This is a genomic window from Micromonospora sp. NPDC049903 (genome assembly GCF_044460945.1).
Taxonomy (GTDB): Bacteria; Actinomycetota; Actinomycetes; order Mycobacteriales; family Micromonosporaceae; genus Micromonospora.
This window is the reverse complement of sequence record NZ_JBITKL010000007.1, coordinates 41,687-64,088: the sequence shown is the minus strand read 5'-3', so window position 1 is coordinate 64,088 and position 22,402 is coordinate 41,687. Positions and strand designations below refer to the sequence as shown.

Sequence of the window (22,402 nt, the reverse complement as noted above, 5' to 3'; positions counted from 1 at the left end):
GTGTATAGGAAGGGACCCCTCCTTACATCAGGGGGTGGCGGCCTGGCGGGCCGCCTCGGGGTCCAGGGGCGCTCCGGCGGGGATCAGGTCGACCACGCCTGCGGGTAGCCGGACCGGGCGCACCTCGCCGTAGCCGAGCATGGCCGCCACGGCGGCATCGGCCAGGACGTACCGCCGACCGAGGTCGGTGACCAGCGAGATCGCCCCGCCGGTGGCGCCGGGCGCGGCGACCGATTCGACCACGGCCCCGCGCCCCGGCTCCACCAGCACCTGGTCGGCCACCTGACCGGTAGGTCGGTGCGACGCGACGGCCGGCTCCGGCAGGTCCACGCCGAGGTGCAGCTCGACCGGGCCGGTGTCGTCGCCGACCCGCGCACAGAGCGTCGGCGCGTCCCCGGTGGCCAGCCGGGGCGGTTCCTCCGGCGGTGCGCCGGGGCCGGTCGGGGCGAGGTCGTCGAGTTGCGGCAGAGCGGCGAAACGGCCGAGGCTGACCTGGTCCGGTTCACGCTGGCCGGTGCGGGCCAGCAGCAGCGCGGCCTGCAACTCGGTGATGCCGGCCAGACCGTCGCGGAGCACCACCGCGTACTGTCGTCTCCCGCCGGGGTTGCGCACCACCATCACGTCACCGATCCGCGCACCGGCGACCCGAGCGGACCGGTCGCCGAGGCCGGGTATCTCCAACGGCTTCAGATCCACGCCGGCCGGGACGGCGTTGAGCAGGGCCGCGGCGACCGGCACGGCCCGCGCCCGGGTGACCGCCAGCGCGGCCAGCACCCGGTCGGTGTCCCGGACCAGGTGCCGCCGCTGCTGCCAGAGCAGATGCAACGCGCCGTCGGGGGCGCGCAGCAGCAGGGCGTACGCGCCGAGCGGCCGACCGCCGTCGGCCCCGGCACCGATCACCAGCACCGAGCGGGGCCGCTCCGGTGCGGCCGGGGTCGCCACCGACGAGCAGACCGTCCACGGCGCGGTGGTGAGCCGCCCGGTGTCCGGCAGCGAGTCGGGCGCGTCGCCGATGCCCAGCGGTACGCCACGCGGCACCCCGTCGAGCGAGCGACGTGACACCAGCACGGTTCTCGGTCGGTCCGCACCGACGATGAGCAGGGCCGAGGCGTAGTTGTGGACCGGGTGCAGCCGCTGGTCGCGGTAGACGAACCGGGCACCGGACTCCTTCTCGACGATGACGGCGGCGGTGTCCCGCCACGTCGCGCCGCCGCCGGTGAACAGGCCGTAAAGGGCGAACGCGCCCAGCCCGACGACCGCCACCAGGACGCTGGCCAGGGCGGCGCCGGCGAGCCGCCGCATCGGTGACTGCACCGGGTCGGTCTCGCGCATCACCAGCGCCGCCACCACCCGCTGGAGGGTGAACTGGTACGAGTGGAGCTGGTCCTGCCGCGACGGCATGCGATCTCCTCCGCGCGAGACGGTCGGCGCACAGGATATGCGCCGCGTCGATGTCGCGTGGACCGTGCGTCACCGCCCGCCGGCTTGCGCGTAGCATCCGGCCGGTGAGCGTACGTTTCGAGGAACTGGCCTGGCGTCCGACCCCGATCGGCGAGATCAGCCTGCGTCGACGCCGCGACCCCCGTCTCGACCTCGACGTGTACGAGGTCAAGCTCGACGACGAGTACCTGATGTCGAGCCTGTTCACCGCCGGTGAGGTCGCGCTGGCCGAGCTGGGGTTGGCGCCGCTGTCGGGGACCGGCCTGGACGTGGCCGTCGGCGGTCTGGGGCTCGGCTACACGGCACGGACCGTGCTGGCCGACGATCGGGTGGGCGCGCTGCTGGTGGTGGAGGCGGTCGAGGACGTCATCGACTGGCACCGGCGCGAGTTGTTGCCGTTCGCCGCCGGGCTGGCCACCGATCCGCGTACCCGGCTGGCCCGGGCCGACTTCTTCGCCCGCGTGGCCGGCGGCGACGGCCTCGACCCCGACGCGCCCGGGCATCGTTTCGACGCCGTCCTGCTGGACGTGGACCACTCCCCCGCGCACGTGCTGCACCCGAGTCACGCCGACTTCTACACCCCGGCGGGGCTGCGCCGCCTGGCGCGGCTACTGCGTCCGGGCGGGGTGTTCGCGCTCTGGTCGGACGACCCGCCCGAGGCGGGCTTCGAGGGGGTCCTCACCGAGGTCTTCCCGACCCACCGCAGCCACGTGGTGCGCTTCCCGAACCCGCTGACCGGTGGCGAATCGGCCAACACGGTCTATGTGGCGCAGACCTCGACCGGGCCCGACCTGGTCGCACAGGCATGAGGCCGGGCCGGACGGGGTAGCTGACCAGGCAGGCCGCCCGGATCGTCCGGGCGACCTGCTCAGGAGGTTCAGATGCGTGCCCTGCTTTGGGTGGTCGCCGTGGTGGCCGGTGTGCTCGTCCTGCTCGGGCTGCTCCTCGAAGCGGTCCGTTGGCTGCTCATCATCGGTGTCATCGCGCTCGCCGCGGTGATCGTGCTGGCTTTCGTCAAGGGCCGGCGGTCGGCCCAGAACTATCCGAGCCGCCGCTGACCGGCGGCTCGGATATCGGCGGCGTCAGACGCCGGCGGCGGCCAGCGCGGGCGTCGCCGGGCGGTCGTCCGAGATCTCGGTGCGGCGGCGTCGGTTCGGCAGGGCGAGGCGGAAGACCTTGCCCCACGCGGAGAGCACCTGTCGCGGCAGGGAGCCGGTGACGTACTTCAGGCCGTACTTGTCGAACAGCGCCCGCACCTCGGGGGCGATCTCCTGGTAACGATTGCTGGGCAGGTCGGGGAAGAGGTGGTGCTCGATCTGGAACGACAGGTTGCCGGTCATGATGTGCATCAGCTTGCTACCGCTGATGTTGCCGGAGCCGAGCATCTGCCGCAGGTACCACTCGCCCCGCGTCTCCCCCTCGATCGAGGTCTTCTCGAAGGTCTCCACGCCCTGCGGGAAGTGCCCGCACATGATCACCGAGTGGCTCCACAGGTTGCGGACCAGGTTGGCGGTGAAGGTCGCGGCCATGGTGTGGAAGAACGACGGGCCGGACAGCAGCGGGTGGATCACGTAGTCCTTGAGCGCCTGGCGGCGGATCTTGCGGCCGACCGCGCGGAGCCGGGCCCGGAACTCCGGGCTCTTGTGCTTGCCGTCCTTGAGGTTGTTGGCCAGGTCGAGGTCGTACGCGGCGACGCCGTACTCGAAGAAGCAGGCGTTGACGAAGTTGTAGACCGGCTGACCCAGGTAGGCCGGGTGCCAGGGCTGGTCCTCGTCCACCCGCATGATGCCGTAGCCGAGGTCGTTGTCCTTGCCGACCACGTTGGTGTAGCGGTGGTGCAACTCGTTGTGCGACTCCTTCCACTGCGAGGCCGGGGTGGCGTGGTCCCACTCCCAGCTCGTCGAGTGGATCTTCGGGTCGCGCATCCAGTCCCACTGGCCGTGCAGGACGTTGTGCCCGATCTCCATGTTCTCCAGGATCTTGGCCACCGAAAGACCGGCGGTGCCGATGATCCAGGCCGGCGGGAACAGCGAGAACAGCAGCACCACCCGGCTGCCGACCTCCAACTTGCGCTGCGTCGAGATGACCTTGCGGATGTACGCGGCGTCCCGCTCACCCCGGGAGTTGATCACCCGCTCCCGCAGGGCGTCGAGCTCCCGGCCGAGGTTCTCGATGTCCTCGGCGGTGAGGTGCGCGATCGGGTTGTTGGCCTTCTTCTGGATCACGGTCACGGCGGCGGTTCTCCGATTCAGATCTCGAGTTCGCAGGGCCCGGCCGCGGCCGACACGCAGGTCTGCACACGTACGCCGTCGCCCGGCAGGGCGGTGGTGAGCTGTCCGTTGCGCAGGTCGCGGACAGCGCCCTGGCGAAGTGGCAGCACGCAGCCGAAGCAGATGCCCATCCGGCAGCCGGAGGGCATCAGCACGCCGGCGTTCTCACCGGCGTCGAGCAGCGGGGTGGTGCCGTCGGCCGCCACCGTCACCGAGGAGTTGGTGAAGGTGACCGTGCCGCCGTCACCGGCAGTGATGATGGTGGGCCGGAAGCGTTCGGTGTGCAGGCGCCCGGCCTGCCCACGGACGTCCCAGTGCGCCTCGGCCGCGTCGAGCAGACCGAGCGGGCCGCACGCCCAGGTGCGACGCTCCAGGTGGTCGGGGACGAGGGTGTCGAGTTCGGCGACGTCCAGCAGTCCCTGGACGGAGGTGTGGCGCTCCACCAGCCGGAGGGCGCCGCGCGCGGCGAGGGCGCGCAGCTCCGGGCCGAAGACCACGTCGTCGGCGGTCGGCGCGGAGTGGACCAGCACCACGTCGCTGCCGTCCAGCGCGCCGGAGCGCAACATCCCGGCGACCGGGGTGATGCCGCTGCCGGCGGTGAGGAACAGCACCCGCTCCGGTGCCGGCGAGGGCAGCACGAAGTCGCCGCGTGCCTGGTCGAGCTGCACCAGCGTGCCGGGGCGTACCCGCCGCACCAGGTGGTTGCTGACCACGCCGTCAGGGATCGCCTTGACGGTCACCGAGATCGGGTCGGTACGGCGTCCCGGGGCCGAGGTCACCGAGTAGGCCCGCCACTGGCGTACGCCGTCGACGTCGACACCGAGGCGTACGTACTGGCCCGGGACGTGGCCACGCCAACTGCGTCCCGGCTGGATCAGCAGGGTCGCCGCGTCCGCCGTCTCGGGGCGTACCTCGACGATCCGTCCGCGCAGGTCGGCGCCGGACCGCAGCGGGGCGACCAGGTCGAGGTAGTCCGCGGGGAGTACCGGTGTGGTCACCGCCTCGGCGAGTCGCCACAGACGGCGTCGAAGGGATACCTTGGCGCCCGGTCGCGGAACGGTGGCGGTCATAGGACGATGGTCGCGGTGTGCTGGGCATAAAATCTTGGCCGGCGAAGGTAAAGTGACCCATCCGTTTTGTGCGGGGAGAACAACGTGGCGGAAAACTCCGGCACCAGCCATCGGGCGGCTCGCATCGAGTTGGACCAGCGGGTGGCCCGTGAGCTGCGCGAGCGTCTGCCGCTGGTCGCCGAACGAACCGTCACCGCGATCACGGCGGAGGTGCCCAGTTACTCGGGCACCCTGACCGGACAGATGCGGGACAAGATCGAGAACGCGGTGCAGATCGCGTTGGGCACGTTCCTGCAACTACTCGAACGCTCCCACGGCGGCGACCCCAGCACACCGCTGGTCCCGGCGCTGGAGGCCGCGTACGCGTTGGGCAGCGGCGAGGCCCGGTCGGGTCGCAGCGTGGACGCGCTGCTGGCCGCGTACCGGATCGGCGCCCGGGTCTCCTGGCGGGAACTGGCCGCGACCACCGTGGCGATCGGGTCGCCCGCCGCCGCGGTCGCCGAGTTCGCCGAGCTGATGTTCGCCTACATCGACGAGCTCTCCGCCGCCAGCGTGGCCGGGCACGCCGACGAACTGGCCAGCGTCGGGCGGGCCCGCCGACGGAACCTGGAACGACTCACCCAGCAGTTACTCCTCGGCGAGCCGGAGGACGTGCTGGTGCGCAGCGCGGAGCGGGCCGACTGGCCGCTGCCGCAGACGCTGACCGTCGCGCTGCTGCCGCAGACGAAACTGCGTGGCGCGCTGGCCCTGCTCGACGAGCACACGCTGGAGAGCACCGAGGAACTGCCCGCCGGGGAGTCGGGCGCGGAGACCGCCGTGTTGCTCGTACCGGACATGCACGGCGACCGGCGACGGCAGCTCGCCCGGGTGTTGCAGGGCCGACGCGCCGTGCTCGGGCCGGCCCGCCCCTGGGCTCGGGCCGGCTCCTCCTACCACCGGGTGCTGCGGGTCAGCGCCCTGGACATCGCGCCGCCCGACGACGGCGAGCCGGTGGACACCGAGCGTCACCTGGCCGAACTGCTGCTCAGCGCCGACCTGGAGGCCCTCGCCGACCTGCGGGCCCGGGTCCTGCAACCGCTGGCCACGCTGCCCGCCGCCAGCGCCGAACGGCTCGCCGAGACGCTGCGCTCGTGGCTGCTGCACCAGGGTCGACGCGACGACGTCGCCGCCGACCTCTTCGTCCACCCGCAGACCGTGCGGTACCGGATGGGTCAGCTCCGCCAGCTCTACGGCGAGCGCCTCACCGATCCGCGCAGCCTGCTCGACCTCACCGTGGCGCTGGCGCTGCCGGCACCCACCCCGCCCGCCGCAACCACCTGAGCGGCGCGGCACACGGCGCGGTGTGTGGTGCGGCGCGGTACGCGGTGCGGCGCGGTACGCGGTGCGGCGCGGTGCGGTGTTAGGAAGGGTCCCCTGCTATGCACCAGGCGTTAGCAGGGGACCCTTCCTTGCACTCGGCGCGCGGTCATTCCAGCGTGTGCGGCCCGAGCAGGCGGATCTCCTCGACGTCCAGCCGGGCCTGCAACTCGCGCAGCACCACGTCGTCAATCTCCCGGGCGTCGCGCATCCGGGTGATCTCGCGGCGCTTGTGGTCCAACGCGGCCAGCCGTAGCCGACGTTCCGCCTCCTGGGCGGCGGCCGTCTCGTCCTCCGGCTCGGCCTGGGCCGCGTCGAGGTGCCCCGCGTACTCGTCCTGGAGCCGCCGCAGAATGTCCGCATCGGTGCCGATCCGCTCGGCGATGTCCGGCAACGCGTCGAGGGTGACCTGGGTGGCGCGGACCCGGGCCTGCCGGCTCTCGTCCTCGCGTTCCGGGTCGCCGGTGAGCCCTGCCCAGGTCAGCAGGAGCGGCAGCGTGGTGCCCTGCACCAGCATGGTCAGCAGGATCACCGTGGCCACGCAGAAGATGATCAGATCTCGTTCCGGGACCTGGTCGCCGTCGATGCTCAGCGGGACCGCGAGTGCCGCCGCCAACGAGACCGCGCCTCGGAACCCGGCCCAGCCGGCGACGGTACGGATCCGCCAGTTGACCCGGCGGTTGCGCGAGGCCGCTCGATGATCCACCAACCGGGCGACGAAAGCGGTCAGGTGCAGCCAGAGCATCCGCACCGCCACCAGCATCACGGCCACCACCACCGCGATGGCGAGCGCACGCGGCAGCGACACGCTGGTGACGCTGCGTACCGCCCGAGGGATCTGCATGCCGACCAGGACGAAGAGTCCACCGTTGATCAGGAAGGTGGTCAGGTCCCAGAACGACAACGCCAGCACCCGGGACCGGGCCCGGACCACCCGAGGACTGGCGGCGGTCAGCATCAACCCGGAGACCACCACCGCGAGTACGCCGCTCTCGTGCACGACGTCGGCGAGGAAGAACGCGGCGAACGGGGTGAGCACGCTGATCGCGCCCTCCCGCAACGGGTCGTCCAGGCGCTTGCGGATCAGGATGACCACGGTGCCGACCAGCAGACCGGCCGCAATGCCGCCGAGGAACGACAGGCCGACCCGCTCCACGAGCTCGAACACGGTCGGCGCGGCGCCGCCGCCCAGCAGCCCGAGCGCCACGGCGAACAGCACCAGAGCGGTACCGTCGTTGATCAGGCTCTCGGTGTGCAGCGTGGTGAGCAGGCGCCGGGGCATCCGCTTGGCCAGACCGGCGACGGCCGCGGCGTCGGTCGGGGCGAGCACCGCACCGAGCACCCAGGCCACCGCCGGGTCGACGCCGAAGCGCTGCGCGACCAGTGACACCACCACCATCGTGACGCCGACCAGCCCGACCGCCAGCAGAGTGATCACCACGATGTTCGCTCGGACCTCGCGCAGGCTGGTGGTCAGGCTCTCCCGGTAGAGGATGGCCGGCAGGAACAGCAGCAGCACCACCTCGGGGGGAAGGATGACGTGCGACAGCGGCGGCAGCAGCGCCAGCAGCGCGCCCATGCAGATGAGCAGCACCGGCGGCGCGACCCGGTAGCGACCGCCGACGGTGGTGCCGACCAGCACGGTGACGCCCAACGTGATGATCAGCAGCAGCTCGCTCACGTCGCCCCCGTTCGTCGCCCACCACATGGTGGTACGCCGAACGGCCGCCTCGGGCGGATTCAGCCGATGGCCCGTCCCACCGAAGAGATCGACTTACCGACCCTGGCAGTCAACCGGGCCAGCGCCAGCAGGCGTCGATGCGGCCGTCGCGGCCTGCGGGGGCTTCGACCCGGGTACCTCCTTCGGCGCCTGTCGAGCTGAACCGTTTGCGCTATCGCACCGCTGGACCCGTGCGACATGGCCGTTGCCATAGCCGTTGCCGTTGCCGCCTACCTCCGATCCGTTTTCGCTCTCAGCTCGAAAGGGCCCGCCCTGCTGTATGTCAGCCCGCCGCTGTAGCCCCCATCCACACGGATGGGGGCTACCGCCGATCGGCTGTTCCGGGCGGGAACGGCCTGGTCGGACCGCAGACGTGAATCCCGCGATCAGCGCAGCGTGACCCCCGCGATCAGCGCAGCGTGCCGAAGAACGTGCGCAGGTCGGCGACGAAGAGGTCCGGCTGCTCCAGGGCGAAGAAGTGTCCGCCGGTGTCGTACTCGGCCCAGCGCACGACGTGGTGGTCGCGTTCGGCGAGTCGCCGGATGGTGACGTCGCGGGAGCGGGACACCAGCACCCCGGCCGGCACGGTGGACCGCTCCCCCACGCCCCAGTCGCCCGCCGCGTCGTCCCCGGAGGCGGCGTCCCCGAATGCGGCGTCGGACCAACCGGCGGCGGTGATGTCCTCGTAGTAGACCTGGGCGGCGGAGCCTGCCGTGCCGGTCAGCCAGTACAGGGTGACGTTGGTCAGCAGCCGGTCCCGGTCGATCACGTCGTCGAGGTGCCCGTCGGCGGGCCGGTCGGTCAGCCGGTGGAACATCTCCACGATCCAGGCGAGCTGGCCCACCGGCGAGTCGTGCAGCCCGTACGCGAGCGTGTGCGGTGACTTCGCCTGGATCTGGAGGTACCCGTCGTTGTAGGCGCTCAGCGCGTCCAGCCTGGCCTGCTCGACGTCGGTGAGTCCGTCGAGTTCGCCCTCGGTCCCGGAGGGGAAGGTGAGCAGCGCGTTGAGGTGCACGCCGACCACCCGCTCCGGGGCCAGCCGGCCGATCGCCGGGGCGACGTACGAGCCGGTGTCGCCGCCCTGCACGCCGTAGCGGGCGTAGCCGAGCCGGTCCATCAGCTCGACCATCGCGCCGGCCATCCGCTCGCTGCCCCAGCCCGGCCCGGACAGCGGCGCGGAGAAGCCGAAGCCGGGCAGCGACGGGATCACCAGGTGGAAGGCGTCCGCCGGGTCGCCGCCGTGCGCGCGCGGGTCGGTGAGCGGCCCGATGGTGTCCAGGAACTCCAGGAACGAGCCCGGCCAGCCATGCAGCAGGAGCAGCGGGGTGGCGTCCGGCTCGGGTGAGCGTACGTGCAGGAAGTGCAGCCGCTGCCCGTCGACCTCGGTGAGGTGGTGCGGGAGCGTGTTCAGTTCCGCCTCGTGGGTGCGCCAGTCGTAGCGGGTACGCCAGTGCTCGGCCAGGTCCCGGAGGTGATCCACCGGTACGCCTCGGGTCCAGCCGACGTCGGGCAGTTCGGGCCAGCGGGTCGCGGCCAACCGGGCGTGCAGGTCGTCGAGCTGGGACTGCGGGACGTCCAGGCGGAACGGGACGATGTCGTCGGTCATGGGGTCGACGCTAGGAGCCGGTTAGGTCAGTTCCGGTCCTAAGCCGGTGGCATCCTCGATCACATGTCGACGCCCTCCGCACGCCTGCTCCGGTTGCTGTCGCTGCTCCAGACGTACCGCCAGTGGTCCGGCGCGGAGCTGGCCGCGCGGCTCGGGGTGACCGCGCGGACCGTGCGCCGCGACGTCGACCGGCTCCGCGAGCTGGGCTACCCGGTGCACGCCACGCAGGGCACCGGCGGCTACCGGCTCGGTGCCGGGGCGGCGCTGCCGCCGCTGCTGCTCGACGACGACGAAGCGGTGGCCGTGACGATCGGGTTGCGGACCGCCACCGCAAGCGCGGTCAGCGGCATCGGCGAGACCGCGCTGCGCGCCCTGCACAAGGTGGAGCAGGTGCTGCCGTCCCGGTTGCGGCACCGGGTCAGCGGCCTGCACCGCGCCACGGTCCGCGCCGAGGGCCCCGGCCCGACGGTGTCCCCGGACGTGTTGGTGGCCGTCTCCGACGCGTGTCACCGGCGGGAGCGGCTGCGGTTCGACTACACCAGTCATCACGGCGACCGGTCCCGGCGCACCGTCGAGCCGCACGCGCTGGTGAGCTGGGGCCGGTACTGGTACCTCGTCGCCTGGGACGTCGACCGCGAGGACTGGCGCTCCTTCCGGGTCGACCGGCTGCGTCCGCGTACGCCCACCGGGCCCCGGTTCGTCGCCCGCGAGCTGCCCGACGTGGACGCGAGCGCCTACCTGGCGCGGACGCTGTCCACCGGGCCGTACCCCGTCCGGGTCACCGTCACCATGCACGCCCCCGCCGCCGTGGTGGCCGAGCGGGTCTGGCCGGGCATGGGTGCGGTGGAGGCGGTCGACGAGCGCCGCTGCCTGCTGCACCTCGGCGCGGAGACGGCCGCCGACCTGGCCTGGATGATCGCGGTGCTCGGCGTCGACTTCACCGTGCCCGGCCCACCCGAGCTGGTGACCGCCCTGCGCGAACTGGGCGATCGTTGCCACCGGGGCGTGCCGGGCGACGACCGCGACGACGGCGGGAACCGCGACGGCCCGGCGTCCGACTAGAGGGCTGAGCGGCGGGCAACCGGGCGACGGCAGCAACACCGACCCGAAGGGCACGGGCGCGTCCGCAGCAAGACCTTCTAGTCCGATCGGAAAAGCCATGTCTCTGACCGAAGTCTCCGGTGCCTCCACACCGGACTCCACGCCCGGCCCGGGTCAGCCCGCCGTCGAGCCGTCGCCCGCCCGCCCGCAACGACGTCTCTCACCGCTGGCCGCGCTCCTGGTTCGCCTGCACTTCTACGCGGGCGTGCTGGTCGCGCCGTTCCTGGTCGTCGCCGCCCTGACCGGTCTGGCGTACACCGTCACTCCGCAACTGGACCGGATCCTCTACGGCGACGAGCTGACCGTCGCCGCGGTCGGCGACCAGCCGAGGCCGCTGGCCGAGCAGATCACCGCCGCGCGGGCCGCCCATCCGGACGGCAGCCTGTTCGGCGTCTCCCCCGGCAGCGGTGAGCACACCACCCGGGTGGTGTTCGCGCTGCCCGAGCTGGGCGACCGGCAGCACACCGTCTACGTCGACCCGTACACCGCGCAGGTGCGGGGGCAGTTGACCACCTGGTTCGGGTCCACGCCGGCCACCACCTGGCTGGACGACCTGCACCGCAACCTGCACCTCGGCGACCTCGGACGGCACTACTCCGAGATCGCCGCGAGCTGGCTCTGGGTGCTGGCGCTGGGCGGGATCGCCTTGTGGTGGCGTCGGCGCGGCGGACGCGGCCGGGCCACGCACATGCTGGTGCCGGAGATCTCCGCCGGCAAGGGCGTCCGGCGTACCCGGAGCTGGCACGCCACCGTCGGAGTCTGGCTCACGGTGGGTCTGCTCGTGCTCTCCGCCACCGGGCTGACCTGGTCCCGGTTCGCCGGCGGGAACTTCGCCGCCGGCCTGGACGCGCTGGACGCCGGCCGTCCCGCGCTGTCGACCAGCCTGACCGGCGTACCGGCCGACTCCGGCGGCGAGCACCACCACGGTGGGGCGCCGACGGAGACGGCCGACCCGGCCGCCTTCGACCGGGTGGCGACCGCCGCTCGCACCGCCGGTCTGGACGGGCCGATCGCAATCACCCCGGGCGAGCCGGGCAGCGCCTGGACGGTCGCCCAGTCCGACAACACCTGGCCGGTGAACCTGGACCAGGTGGCCGTCGACCCGGCCGACGGTACGGTGACCGCCCGTCTCGACTTCGCCGACTGGCCGCTGTTGGCACAGGTGAGCGCGCTCGGCGTACAGGCGCACATGGGTCTGCTCTTCGGTGTGGTCAACCAGGTGCTGCTCGCCGCGCTCGCCGTCGGCCTGCTCTGCGTCATCGTCTGGGGCTACCGGATGTGGTGGCAGCGCCGCCCCACCCGCACCGACCGGCGGGCGTTCGCCGGTGCGCCACCCGCCCGGGGCGGTCTGCGCGGGCTGCCGCTGTGGGTGCTGCTGGTCGGCGTACCGGTCACCGTCGCGCTGGGCTGGGCGCTGCCGTGGTTCGGTATCCCACTGCTCGGCTTCCTGGTCGTCGACACAATCCTGGGGCTGGCCGCCCGGCGGCGCGGCCGGACCGCGTCACCCGTCACGCGGTGAGCTGTGCCGTCCCGGTCGGGAAATCCGGCCGGGACGGCGCCCGGCGGGCCCACGTGGTGGACGCCCACGGAAATCGATGCGTCCCGACCATGGCGCGCAGCGCGGTTACGGGGTAGAAACATCTCGACCCCTGATTCTTCACACCGTGATACAAGTCCGCCCCGCCGAGAGAGCGCTCTCACGGGGTCCACCGCGTCGTCGGGCCGGAGATCGCGCCGCCCCGACGGGAAGGACGAACGAATGCCGACTCGACCACACCGCCGGCGGCTCGGTCGCGCGCTGGCCTTCGGCCTCGTGCTGACCACCGCCGCCGTCACCATCACCACCCCGGCCGGCGCGGGACCGCCCCGCCCGGTCACCCCGAACTTCGGGCCGAACGTCACGATCTTCGACCCGAGCATGCCGGTCAGCCGGATCCAGGCCACCCTCGACGCGGCCCACGCCGCCCAGGTCGACAACGAGATGGGCACCACCCGGCACGCGTACCTGTTCCGGCCGGGTAGCTACGGCACCGCCGCGCAGCCGCTCCAGATCAAGGTCGGCTACTACACCGAGATCTCCGGGCTGGGCGCCTCCCCCACCGACGTGGTCATCAACGGCAAGATCGAGGCGTACAACCGGTGCCTGACCGAGGGAGGCACCGGCAACTGCATCGCGCTGGTCAACTTCTGGCGCACGCTGTCCAACCTGTCGCTGCGCATCAACGCCGCCGGCCAGGACGACTGCCGCGCCTCGGCCAACTTCTGGGCGGTCTCCCAGGCGGTGTCGATGCGTCGGCTGGACATCAGCGGCGGTGGACTGTCGCTGATGGACTACTGCACCAACGGGCCGCAGTACGCCAGCGGCGGCTTCATCGCCGACTCCCGGCTGCCGGCCACCACCAACGGTTCGCAGCAGCAGTGGCTGACCCGCAACAGCGAGGTCGAGAGCTGGTCCAACGGGGTGTGGAACCAGGTCTTCTCCGGCGTGGTGGGCGCGCCCGACGACGCCGGGTTCCCCGACCCGCCGTACACCACCCTGGACACCACGCCGGTCAGCCGGGAGAAGCCGTACCTGTTCGTCGACGCCAAGGGCAAGTACCAGGTCCGGGTGCCCGCCGCCCGCCGCGACACCCGGGGCATCACCTGGGCCAACGGGCTGACGCCGGGACGCACCATCCCGATCGGTGACTTCTTCGTCGCCAAGCCGTCCGACTCGGTGCAGACGATCAATTCGCAGCTCGCCCGGGGCAAGCACCTGCTGCTCACCCCCGGCGTCTACGACGTGGCCCGCAGCATCGAGGTGCGCCGTCCCGACACGGTCGTGCTCGGCATCGGGCACGCCACGCTCACCGCCGTGAAGGGAGCCGTACCGCTCGACGTCGCCGGGGTGCCCGGCGTGGTCGTCGCCGGAGTCACCATCGACGCCGGCCTCACCGAGTCGCCGGTGCTGCTGCGCGTCGGCCGCAAGCACGGCCGCGACCACAGCACGCCGAAGAACCCGACCACGCTCTCCGACGTGTACTTCCGCATCGGCGGGCCGCACATCGGCAAGACCGACACCGCGCTGGAGGTCAACAGCGACCACGTCCTGATCGACCACACCTGGGTGTGGCGCGGCGACCACGGTGTCGAGGGCTTCGCCGAGGGGGTCAACGGCGACACCGACCGCTGGCGGACCAACACCGGACGGTACGGCGCGGTCATCAACGGCGACCACGTCACCGCCACAGGCCTGTTCGTGGAGCACTTCCAGCGGTACAACACCGTCTGGAACGGCGAGCACGGCACCACGGTCCTCTATCAGAACGAGCTGCCGTACGACCCGCCCACGCAGGCGGACTGGATGAACGGCACGGTCAACGGGTGGGCCGGCTACAAGGTCGCCGACCGGGTACGCCACCACACCCTGTTCGGCGGCGGCGTGTACGTGTTCAACCAGAACAACCCGTCGATCCGGACCGAGAACGGGTTCGAGGTGCCGGTGCGGCCGGGAGTCCGGCTGCACCACATCATGACGGTGAACCTCAGCGCCGGCACCATCGACCACGTGGTCAACGGGGTGGGCGAGGCCGCCGACATGGACCGCGTCGGCGCACCCGTCTATCTGCGCCAGTACCCGTAGGAGTGTAAGGAGGGGTCCCCTGCTAACGCCTGGTGCATAGCAGGGGACCCCTCCTTACATCACGACCGGACTGCGGCGTTCCAGGAGGACGACGTCACGCCAGCGGCCGTGGTGCCGGCCCACCCGTTCCCGGGTGCCGACGACGCGGAAGCCGGCCCGCCGGTGCAGCGCCAGACTGGCGACGTTCTCCGGGAAGACGCCGGACTGGATGGTCCAGACACCGGCCGCCTCGGTCGAGGCGATCAACCCGTCGAGCAGCAGCCGGGCCACGCCCCGCCCCTGGGCGGCCGGATCCACGTAGACGGAGTGCTCGACCACCCCGGCGTACACCGCCCGGGTCGAGGTCGGCGACACGGCGATCCAGCCGAGCACCACGTCGTCGGCGTCCACCGCGACCAGCCGGTGCGCCGGCAGCCGACCGGCGTCGAAGGCGGCCCAGCTCGGCGCGACGGTCTCGAAACTGGCCTGCCCGCCGTCCAACCCGACCTGGTAGATCGTCAACACCCGCTCAGCGTCCCCACTGCCCATCGGTCGAAGCCCGACGTCGGCCATGAGACTCCCACTCCCCCTCGTGAGGCACCCTCGCCCCGATCATCGTGGCACCGTGGCTGTTCGACACGCCGCCCCGGGAACAGCCACACCGCCACGATGAAGCACGCCCCGCCACGATCACCCGCGCACCGCCACGGCGTCAGCGGGAGGCGAGGAAGGTCTCGACCGCGTCGGCGGCGTGCCGCACCCCGCCGTTCGCCTGCACCTCGGACCGGACCGTGTCCAGCCGACGCCGCAGCTCCGGGTCGTCGGCGACCGCGTCCACGGCCGTACGCAGCGTCTGCGCGGTGACCTCCTCGGCCGGCAGCAGTCGGCCGACCCCGGCCGCGACCAGCCGGTCGGCGTTGGCGAACTGGTCCACCGCCTGCGGGATCGCCACCGTGGGTACGCCGCACCAGAGCGCCTCGGTGCAGCCGCCCATCCCGGCGTGTGTGACGAACGCCGAGGCGTGCGTCAGCACCGCCACCTGCGGTACCCGACGGTGCACCTCGACGTGGTCCGGCAGGGGCCCCACCGCGGCCGGGTCCACCTTGTCGCCGACCGCGAGCACCACGTGCCAGCGGGAGTCGGCGAACCCGTCCAGACACGCGCGATAGACCGGCATCTGATCGTTGTACGCGGTGCCGAAGGAGACCAGCAGCACCGGCCGCCCGTCGGCCGGTGGCGTCCAGCCTGGTTCGGCGAGCCGGGCGGGGTCGAGGCACGGGCCGACGAAACGTACCCGCTGCCGCGACACCCGGTCGGCGTACGGCTGCATCACCTCGGGGATCAGCGCGAGGACGTGCGACGGGCGGCTCAGGTACGCGTGCCCGTCCTGCTCGACGCCGTTGTCGGCGAGCCACCGCTCCAGCGTGGCGTAGTAGTCGCGCCCGGACTCCGAGGCACGCAGGGCGGTGTAGAACTCCGCCATGTCCTCGTCGTAGCCGTCCCAGGCGACCATCGCGGGCGACAGTTGCACGGCCGGTACGCCGTACCGGGCACCGAGCAGCGGCCCCGCCAGCCCGCCGATGTCGTACAGCACGAGGTCCGGTCGGTCCTCGTCGTAGCCGGCGGTCAGTCGGGGCAGCACCGCCACGGCCTCGTCGAGGAAGACCCGCATCGCCGTACCCGGGTCCTCCGGCCAGGCCGTGTCGCCCTGCGGCAGGATCGTCGGATGGGTGAGCGGCTCCGCGCCGGTGGACGCGACCAGGTCGGTCAGCGGTGCGCCGACCGCGTACGTGACCCGGTGGCCCCGGTCGACGAGTTCCCGGATCAGGGCCAGCGAGGGATAGACGTGACTCGGCGCGGTGCTGCCGATCATGGCGATATGACGGGGTGCGGGCATGCCGACGATTCTGACGACTATCCGGCCAGATGCCCGCCGATTTTCGTGTAGCCGCGCAGCAGGTCGCGGGCGATGATCAGGCGCTGCATCTCGTCGGTGCCCTCGAAGATCCGGTACAGCCGCACCTGCCGGTACCAGCGTTCGATCGGCAGCTCCCGGGTGTAGCCCATGCCGCCGTGGATCTGGAGCACCCGGTCCACCACCCGGTTGACCATGCCCGCGCCGTAGAGCTTCGCCATCGAGGAGGCGTGCCGTGGGTCCAGACCCGCGTCGACCGTCCAGGCGGCACGCAGGATCAGCCACCGGGCCGCCTCCAGCTCGGTCTCCGAGTCGGCGATCATCCACTGGATGGCCTGGTTGGCGCCGATCTTCGTGCCGAAGGTCTCCCGCGTGTTGGCGTGCTCGATCGCCATCCGCAGCGCCCGCTCGGCGCTGCCGACGGCATGCGAGGGGATGGTGTAGCGCCCCTTGCCGATCCACTCCATGCCGAGGGCGAAGCCCTGGCCGATTTCGCCGAGGATGTTGCGGTGCGGCACGCGTACGTCGTCGAAGACCAGCGACGCCGGCCCACCCTCGCCCATCGTCGGGATGAACTCCGACCGCCAGCCCATCGCCCGGTCCACCAAAAACGCGGTCGCTCCGCCGTTGCGGGCGCCCCGCTCGGGATCGGTGACCGCGATGACGATGGCGAAGTCGGCGTCGTTGCCGCCGGTGATGAAGGTCTTCTCGCCGTTGAGGATCCAGTCGTCACCGTCGCGGCGCGCGCGGAACCGGATGTTGGCCGCGTCCGAGCCGGCGCCCGGCTCGGTGATGGCGAAGCAGGAGAGCCGCTCCCCCTCGATGGTCGGCAGCAGGAACTCCTTCTGCTGCTCGTCGGTGGCGTGGAAGAGGATGTTGTCGGCCTCGCCGCCGAACCGGAACGGCACGAACGTACGGCCGATCTCGGTCCAGATCAGCGACTGGACGACGGCGGGCAGCTCCATGCCGCCGTACCGCTGCGGGGTGGCCAGGCCCCAGAAGCCGAAGGTACGCGCCTTGAGCTGCAACTCGCGCAGCTCGGCGCGTTCCAGGCCGGGCTGGTGGGCCCGTTCCCGGCGCAGCAGTTCCTGCTCCAGCGGCATGACCTCGCGGGTGATGAAGTCGCGGGCGGTGTCGCGGATGGCCCGTTCCTCGTCGGACAGTCCGAAGTCCATGTGCGCACCCGTCCTTTCGGTTGGGCTGGTGACGTCTCTGCGTTTAAACTAGCGCTGCAAGTTTTCGGCTGTCCAGACCTGCGGTGTGGCAGAGTTCCGCCACAGAGCACCGACCCGAGGAGGAAGCCCATGCCCCGGCCACGACAGGCGTTGCTCAGCCGGGAGCGGATCGTCGAGGCCGCGGTGGCGCTGATCGACGCCGACGGGCTGGCCGGCTTCTCCACCCGTCGCCTCGCCGCCGAACTCGGCGTCCGGGGCCCCTCGCTCTACAACCACTTCGCCACCAAGGACGCGATCCTCGACGCGGTGGCCGACAGCATCACCGGCCAGGTGGACGTCTCGTACTTCGGCACGGCCGACTGGCGGGTGGCGCTACGCCGGTGGGGCCACACCTACCGCGCCGCCCTGGCCGCCCACCCGAACATCGTGCCGCACCTGGCACAGGGACCCGGACGCCGACCGGCGGCGCTGGCGATGGCCGACACCGTCTATGGCGCACTCGTCACGGCGGGCTGGCCACCGGCCCGGGCCACCCACATCGGCGCGCTGATGCGGTATTTCGTGACCGGCTCGGCACTCGGCTCGTTCGCCCGGGGCTTCGTCGAGGATCCGAGCCTCTACGCCGACCAGTACCCGCACCTGAGCCAGGCGCACCGGCTCGCCGAGCACCAGCAACAGGTCGACGAGGGCGCCTTCACGCTGGGCCTGGACGCCCTGATCGAGGGGTTGTCCCGCAGCTACGAACGCACGGTGGGCCCGCTGTCACCCCTCCCGCCGACCGACGAGGCGTACTAGGGTCGAAACTTCCACTGCTAGGCGAGGTGAGGGCCGCATGGATCTCGCACGGACCGACTTCTACCTGGACGGGCGCTGGGTCACGCCGGGCGGCGGAGAGTCGCTGGAGGTGCACGACCCGACGACCGAGGAGGTCGTCGCGACCGTACCGGCCGGCACCGCCGAGGACGTGGACCGGGCGGTGGCCGCCGCCCGCGCGGCGTTCGGGAGCTGGTCGGCGACCGACCCGGCGGACCGGGCCGCCCACCTCGACCGGCTGCACGCCGAGCTGACCGCCCGCGCCTACGACATCGCCCGCACCGTCGTGCGGGAACTCGGCACCCCGCTCAAGGTCGCCACCCGGGTACAGACCGGCCTGCCGCTGACCGTGCTGCGCAGCTACGTCGACCTCGCCGCCCGACCACCCGCGCCGGAGACCGTCGGCAACACGCTCGTGGTGCGGGAGCCGGTGGGCGTTGTCGGCGCGATCACCCCGTGGAACTACCCGCTGCACCAGGTCGTGGCCAAACTCGCGCCGGCGCTGGCCGCCGGGTGCACGGTGGTGCTCAAGCCGAGCGAGCTGACGCCGCTGACGGCGTATCTGCTCTTCGACGCCGTGCACGCCGCGGGCCTGCCGCCGGGCGTGGTCAACCTGGTCACCGGCACCGGTCCGGTGGTGGGCGAGGCCATCGCCGCGCACCCCGACGTGGATCTGGTCTCCTTCACCGGCTCGACCGCCACCGGTCGGCGCGTCGCGCACCTGGCCGCCGACCGGATCGCCCGGGTCGCGCTGGAGCTCGGCGGCAAGTCCGCCAACGTGATCCTCGACGACGCCGACCTGGCCACCGCCGTCAAGGTCGGTGTCGGCAACGCCTTTCTCAACTCGGGGCAGACCTGCACCGCGTGGACCCGGATGCTGGTGCAGCGGGCCCGCTACGACGAGGCCTTGGACCTGGTGGCCAAGGCCACCGAGGGTTACCAGCTCGGCGATCCCCTCGAACCGGCCACCCGGCTCGGTCCGCTGGTCTCGGCGCAGCAGCGGGACCGGGTCCGCGAGCACGTCGTCCGGGGGCTGGCCGACGGTGGCCGGCTGGTCGCCGGTGGGCCGGACGCCCCGGTGCCGGACCGGGGCTTCTTCGTCGCCCCGACGGTGATCGCCGACGTCGACCCGGACAGTGCTCTCGCCCAGGAGGAGGTCTTCGGGCCGGTGCTGGCGGTGATCCCGGTCGACGACGACGACCACGCGGTCACGGTCGCCAACAACTCCCGGTACGGACTGGCCGGCGCGGTCTGGTCCGCCGACGAGGAACGGGCGCTGCGGGTGGCCCGGCGCCTGCGGACCGGTGCCGTCGACATCAACGGGGCGCCGTTCAACCCGATGGCCCCGTTCGGCGGCTACAAGCAGTCCGGTCTCGGGCGCGAGCTGGGCAGCCACGGGCTGGCGGAGTTCTGCGAGATCAAGGCGATCCAACGGTGAGGGGCGTGGTGGCCCGGGCCGCCGACGCGCCGCTGCGGGTGGAGCCGGTCGAGCTGCCCGAGACCGGCTCCGGGCAGGTACGGGTCGGCATCCGGGCCTCCGGCGTGTGCCACTCCGACCTGTCCATGGCGAACGGCACCCTGGCCGCGCCGTACCCGCTGCTGCTCGGACACGAGGCGGCCGGCGTGGTGGAGGCGGTCGGCGACGGCGTGGACCGGGTCGCCCCCGGCGACCACGTGGTTCTCAACTGGGCACCGGCGTGCCGGTCCTGTTGGTTCTGCCGACGCGACGAGCCCTGGCTGTGCCGGCGCAACGGCGCAGCCGCCGTGGCCCGGGGACACACCGTGGACGGTCGGCCGCTGCACGTGACGCTCGGGCTGGGCGCGCTCGCCGAGCAGGTGCTGGTGCCGCAGGAGGCCGCCGTGGTGGTGCCGTCGGAGCTGCCGTTCCCGGCCGCCGCGCTGCTCGGCTGCGCGGTGCTCACCGGGGTCGGCGCGGTGCGGCGTACCGCGCGGGTGGCCGCCGGCGACTCGGTCGCGGTGATCGGTCTCGGCGGGGTCGGGCTGTCGGCGGTGGCCGCCGCCCGCGCGGCCGGTGCCGGTGTGGTGATCGGGGTGGACGTCGCCCCCGCCAAGGCCGAGTTGGCCGCCGCCGCGGGCGCCACCGACTTCCTGCTCGCGGACGACTCGTTGGTGCGCGCGGTCCGGGGGCTGACCGGCGGTCGGGGCGTCGACCACGCGGTGGAGTGCGTCGGGAGGTCCGCCACCATCCGCAGCGCCTGGCAGAGCACCCGCCGGGGCGGCCAGGTCGTCGTGGTGGGGATGGGCGGCAAGGAGGACATCGTCGGCCTGAGCGCGTTGGACATCTTCCACTCCGCGCGGACGCTGCGCTCCTCGGTCTACGGATCCTCCGACCCCGACCGGGACGTGCCGGAGCTGGCGCGGGCGGTGCTCGACGGCACGCTCGACCTGAGCTACCTGGTCACCGACCGGGCCACTCTCGACGAGGTGCCGGCGGCGTTCGCCCGGATGGCCCGGGGCGAAGGCGCCCGAACGGTCGTCCAGTTCGACTGAGCGCCTCCGGGCCGGTGGACGACGACGGTCCGTGATGGCATCCCTCGGAGGAGTGCCACCACGGACCGGTCGGGTGCGTCAGGTCAGCCGGCCTGCGCCGGGCTGCTCTGCGCGGTGTTGTAGAGGCTGTCGCCCTGGTAGCGGGCGGTCACCGGCTCGGTCAGCGGGCCGCTGACGTTGCCCTTGAACTCGGCGACACCGTTGCGCACGGTCGCCGAACCGAGGCGCTTGTCGCCCGCGTAGAAGTCGACCTTGCCGGAGGGCTTGCGGTCACTGGTGGTCACCGAGGCGACCTCGGCGGTCGCGATGATGCGGTACCGGTGCGAGTTGCCGGCCCGGATCGACTCGACGTCCAAGTCGACGGTGGTGCTCCGGAACGCGACGGTCCGCAGGTAGTCGTTGAGCATCTGCCGCCACACGTCCCAGACGTGCACACCGTCGATGTTGAACTCGGTCACCTCGACGCCGGCCGCACGCCAGTTCTCGGTGCGGGCGACCGAGTCGGGCGCGATGTTGATCAGCCAGTCCTGGAGACCGGTGCCGACGTGGATGCCGCCGGACACGGACTTCATCCGCGCCACCTGCTCCGCGGAGGGGTTCACCGCACCGCCGGCCGCGCCCCACGCACCGTGGTAGCCGACCAGGTCGGTGTTGTCGTACAGCAGCGTGATGGCGCGGGCGCCACCGGCGGAGAGACCACCGAAGGCGCGGTCCTCGGCGCGGGTGGAGACGTGGTAGTTCTTCTCCACGAACGGGATGACGTTGTTCCGCAGCTCGTCGACGTAGCCCTGGTTGCCGTCGGGCAGGCCGTTGAAGTCGGTCGAGACGATCACCATCGGCAGCGCCTTGCGGTCCCGGATCGCGTTCTCCAGGATCTCGTGGGCCACGCCCTCCATGGTCCAGTCGGTGGCGTTGCCGCCGCCGCCGTGGCTCAGGTAGAGCGTCGGGTACGCGGTGGCGCGCTTGGCGTCGTAGCCGTGCGGCAGGTAGACCACCACGTCGTGCTTGCCCACCGGGTTGGTGGACAGCGGCGAGTCGTACCAGCGCTGCTCCAGCTTGCCGGCCTTGTTCGCGGCGACCGGCGCCTGGTAGCTGTTGTCGTAGGTGGGGAAGCGCTTGCTGTTCGGCACGTAGACCCGGCTGAGCAGCGCACCCGGGGCGGTCGCGTGCGGCGTGACCTCCAGCGGGTTGGCCGGGTCGGGGTGCAGCGTGCAGCCACTGGCCGTCGGGCTGTCGCAGTCGTGGGTGAACGCGTACCGGAAGGTGCCGGAGGGCAGCGGCGTGGTGAACGTCCACACCCCGTCGCGTCCCTGCTGCATCGGCAGCGGACGCCACGGGTCGGCGAGGATGTCGCCGGGCTGCCACTGCGCGCCGGTGCGGGCGTCACCGCAGCCCACGCAGGTCACGCTCTCGGGCTGGGAGAACCACCACTCGCCGTAGATCTGGACCGACTGCACACCGGCGGGCGCCTGGTAGCGGAAGGTGACCGAGTGGCCGGTGGGGGCCTGGTTGGTCTGCACGACCTTCGGTCCGAGGTCGGCGGCGGGGGCCGCGGACGCCGCGGGAGCCGCGAGGGCTCCGGAGGCGACCGTCAGCCCGGCGACGGCCGAGACGGCCAGCGCGCGGCGCAGCCGGCGGGTCGGCGCGGCTTGAGGATGAGCAACGGGCATGTGTGCGTTTCCCTTCATCGGCTGGTCGCCCGGTTGTTCCCGGGGATGTCGCACGGGCGACCAGTGGTGGGTGCTGACGAGTCCATCGCTCCCCTGGTGTGTGACCGGTCCGTGACAGTCCGATGAGGACCGGCACGGGCCGGACGGCGCGCCA

18 protein-coding genes are annotated in these 22,402 nt (G+C 72.2%); 9 read left to right on the top strand and 9 right to left on the bottom strand.

Annotated elements, in window-relative coordinates; all coding sequences use genetic code 11:
* Nucleotides 1–27: 27 nt before the first annotated feature.
* Nucleotides 28–1,401, bottom strand: coding sequence for a type VII secretion protein EccB (gene eccB, locus ACIBO1_RS14105; protein ID WP_396745623.1), 1,374 nt, complete (start codon nt 1,399–1,401; stop codon nt 28–30).
* Between the two features lie 104 nt (nt 1,402–1,505).
* Here eccB and ACIBO1_RS14100 point away from each other — a divergent pair, with 104 nt between their 5' ends.
* Entirely contained in the window at nt 1,506–2,249 is a 744-nt protein-coding gene (locus ACIBO1_RS14100) for a spermidine synthase (protein ID WP_396745620.1), read from the top strand.
* Between the two features lie 72 nt (nt 2,250–2,321).
* The gene (locus ACIBO1_RS14095; protein WP_396695706.1) at nt 2,322–2,498 is read left to right on the top strand and encodes a hypothetical protein; all 177 of its coding nucleotides are present in this window, start codon (nt 2,322–2,324) and stop codon (nt 2,496–2,498) included.
* A gap of 24 nt (nt 2,499–2,522) precedes the next feature.
* Here the strand turns inward: ACIBO1_RS14095 and ACIBO1_RS14090 are convergent, their stop codons facing one another.
* Both ACIBO1_RS14090 and ACIBO1_RS14085 read right to left on the bottom strand, forming a co-directional pair.
* On the bottom strand, nt 2,523–3,671 hold the full coding sequence (locus ACIBO1_RS14090; RefSeq protein ID WP_396745617.1) for a fatty acid desaturase family protein: 1,149 nt from the start codon (nt 3,669–3,671) through the stop codon (nt 2,523–2,525).
* A 17-nt stretch (nt 3,672–3,688) separates the two neighbouring features.
* Complete coding sequence (locus ACIBO1_RS14085; protein ID WP_396745614.1) at nt 3,689–4,780, bottom strand: ferredoxin reductase; 1,092 nt, start codon at nt 4,778–4,780, stop codon at nt 3,689–3,691.
* 84 nt (nt 4,781–4,864) lie between these two features.
* Between ACIBO1_RS14085 and ACIBO1_RS14080 the strand changes: the two genes are divergently transcribed.
* Nucleotides 4,865–6,100, top strand: a complete 1,236-nt coding sequence (locus ACIBO1_RS14080; protein ID WP_396745611.1) for a PucR family transcriptional regulator — start codon at nt 4,865–4,867, stop codon at nt 6,098–6,100.
* A 145-nt stretch (nt 6,101–6,245) separates the two neighbouring features.
* On the opposite strand, the gene ACIBO1_RS14075 is transcribed toward ACIBO1_RS14080, so the two are convergent.
* Both ACIBO1_RS14075 and ACIBO1_RS14070 read right to left on the bottom strand, forming a co-directional pair.
* The gene (locus ACIBO1_RS14075) at nt 6,246–7,817 is read right to left on the bottom strand and encodes a Na+/H+ antiporter (RefSeq protein ID WP_396745608.1); all 1,572 of its coding nucleotides are present in this window, start codon (nt 7,815–7,817) and stop codon (nt 6,246–6,248) included.
* A gap of 448 nt (nt 7,818–8,265) precedes the next feature.
* A complete protein-coding gene (locus ACIBO1_RS14070; protein WP_396745605.1) occupies nt 8,266–9,462 on the bottom strand; it encodes an epoxide hydrolase family protein in 1,197 nt (398 codons plus the stop codon).
* 63 nt (nt 9,463–9,525) lie between these two features.
* Between ACIBO1_RS14070 and ACIBO1_RS14065 the strand changes: the two genes are divergently transcribed.
* From ACIBO1_RS14065 to ACIBO1_RS14055, 3 genes are all read left to right on the top strand, one after another.
* Nucleotides 9,526–10,524, top strand: a complete 999-nt coding sequence (locus tag ACIBO1_RS14065) for a helix-turn-helix transcriptional regulator (protein ID WP_396745602.1) — start codon at nt 9,526–9,528, stop codon at nt 10,522–10,524.
* Nucleotides 10,525–10,621: 97 nt separating this feature from the next.
* On the top strand, nt 10,622–12,082 hold the full coding sequence (locus ACIBO1_RS14060; RefSeq protein ID WP_396745599.1) for a PepSY-associated TM helix domain-containing protein: 1,461 nt from the start codon (nt 10,622–10,624) through the stop codon (nt 12,080–12,082).
* 240 nt (nt 12,083–12,322) lie between these two features.
* Nucleotides 12,323–14,185, top strand: a complete 1,863-nt coding sequence (locus ACIBO1_RS14055) for an adenylyl cyclase (RefSeq protein WP_396745596.1) — start codon at nt 12,323–12,325, stop codon at nt 14,183–14,185.
* 54 nt (nt 14,186–14,239) lie between these two features.
* Here ACIBO1_RS14055 and ACIBO1_RS14050 read toward each other — a convergent pair whose 3' ends face one another.
* From ACIBO1_RS14050 to ACIBO1_RS14040, 3 genes are all read right to left on the bottom strand, one after another.
* A complete protein-coding gene (locus ACIBO1_RS14050; RefSeq protein ID WP_396745593.1) occupies nt 14,240–14,737 on the bottom strand; it encodes a GNAT family N-acetyltransferase in 498 nt (165 codons plus the stop codon).
* A gap of 139 nt (nt 14,738–14,876) precedes the next feature.
* On the bottom strand, nt 14,877–16,061 hold the full coding sequence (locus tag ACIBO1_RS14045; protein ID WP_396745590.1) for a macrolide family glycosyltransferase: 1,185 nt from the start codon (nt 16,059–16,061) through the stop codon (nt 14,877–14,879).
* Between the two features lie 17 nt (nt 16,062–16,078).
* Entirely contained in the window at nt 16,079–17,254 is a 1,176-nt protein-coding gene (locus ACIBO1_RS14040) for an acyl-CoA dehydrogenase family protein (protein ID WP_396745587.1), read from the bottom strand.
* Between the two features lie 129 nt (nt 17,255–17,383).
* Here ACIBO1_RS14040 and ACIBO1_RS14035 point away from each other — a divergent pair, with 129 nt between their 5' ends.
* From ACIBO1_RS14035 to ACIBO1_RS14025, 3 genes are read left to right on the top strand one after another with little or no spacing between them, the layout of a single operon-like run.
* Complete coding sequence (locus tag ACIBO1_RS14035; RefSeq protein ID WP_396745584.1) at nt 17,384–18,049, top strand: TetR/AcrR family transcriptional regulator; 666 nt, start codon at nt 17,384–17,386, stop codon at nt 18,047–18,049.
* A 37-nt stretch (nt 18,050–18,086) separates the two neighbouring features.
* On the top strand, nt 18,087–19,505 hold the full coding sequence (locus ACIBO1_RS14030) for an aldehyde dehydrogenase family protein (protein WP_396745581.1): 1,419 nt from the start codon (nt 18,087–18,089) through the stop codon (nt 19,503–19,505).
* On the top strand, nt 19,502–20,578 hold the full coding sequence (locus ACIBO1_RS14025; protein WP_396745578.1) for a zinc-binding dehydrogenase: 1,077 nt from the start codon (nt 19,502–19,504) through the stop codon (nt 20,576–20,578). The genes ACIBO1_RS14030 and ACIBO1_RS14025 overlap by 4 nt, the downstream gene beginning before the upstream one ends.
* Before the next feature lie 83 nt (nt 20,579–20,661).
* On the opposite strand, the gene ACIBO1_RS14020 is transcribed toward ACIBO1_RS14025, so the two are convergent.
* Complete coding sequence (locus ACIBO1_RS14020) at nt 20,662–22,248, bottom strand: alpha/beta hydrolase-fold protein (RefSeq protein ID WP_396745575.1); 1,587 nt, start codon at nt 22,246–22,248, stop codon at nt 20,662–20,664.
* Nucleotides 22,249–22,402: the final 154 nt, after the last annotated feature.

Coding starts and splice junctions, on each gene's coding strand:
- eccB (WP_396745623.1), bottom strand. CDS start 1,401: ATGCCGTCGCGGCAGGACCAGCTCCACTCGTACCAGTTCACCCTCCAG.
- ACIBO1_RS14095 (WP_396695706.1), top strand. CDS start 2,322: ATGCGTGCCCTGCTTTGGGTGGTCGCCGTGGTGGCCGGTGTGCTCGTC.
- ACIBO1_RS14085 (WP_396745614.1), bottom strand. CDS start 4,780: ATGACCGCCACCGTTCCGCGACCGGGCGCCAAGGTATCCCTTCGACGC.
- ACIBO1_RS14070 (WP_396745605.1), bottom strand. CDS start 9,462: ATGACCGACGACATCGTCCCGTTCCGCCTGGACGTCCCGCAGTCCCAG.
- ACIBO1_RS14065 (WP_396745602.1), top strand. CDS start 9,526: ATGTCGACGCCCTCCGCACGCCTGCTCCGGTTGCTGTCGCTGCTCCAG.
- ACIBO1_RS14060 (WP_396745599.1), top strand. CDS start 10,622: ATGTCTCTGACCGAAGTCTCCGGTGCCTCCACACCGGACTCCACGCCC.
- ACIBO1_RS14055 (WP_396745596.1), top strand. CDS start 12,323: ATGCCGACTCGACCACACCGCCGGCGGCTCGGTCGCGCGCTGGCCTTC.
- ACIBO1_RS14050 (WP_396745593.1), bottom strand. CDS start 14,737: ATGGCCGACGTCGGGCTTCGACCGATGGGCAGTGGGGACGCTGAGCGG.
- ACIBO1_RS14045 (WP_396745590.1), bottom strand. CDS start 16,061: ATGCCCGCACCCCGTCATATCGCCATGATCGGCAGCACCGCGCCGAGT.
- ACIBO1_RS14040 (WP_396745587.1), bottom strand. CDS start 17,254: ATGGACTTCGGACTGTCCGACGAGGAACGGGCCATCCGCGACACCGCC.
- ACIBO1_RS14035 (WP_396745584.1), top strand. CDS start 17,384: ATGCCCCGGCCACGACAGGCGTTGCTCAGCCGGGAGCGGATCGTCGAG.
- ACIBO1_RS14030 (WP_396745581.1), top strand. CDS start 18,087: ATGGATCTCGCACGGACCGACTTCTACCTGGACGGGCGCTGGGTCACG.
- ACIBO1_RS14020 (WP_396745575.1), bottom strand. CDS start 22,248: ATGCCCGTTGCTCATCCTCAAGCCGCGCCGACCCGCCGGCTGCGCCGC.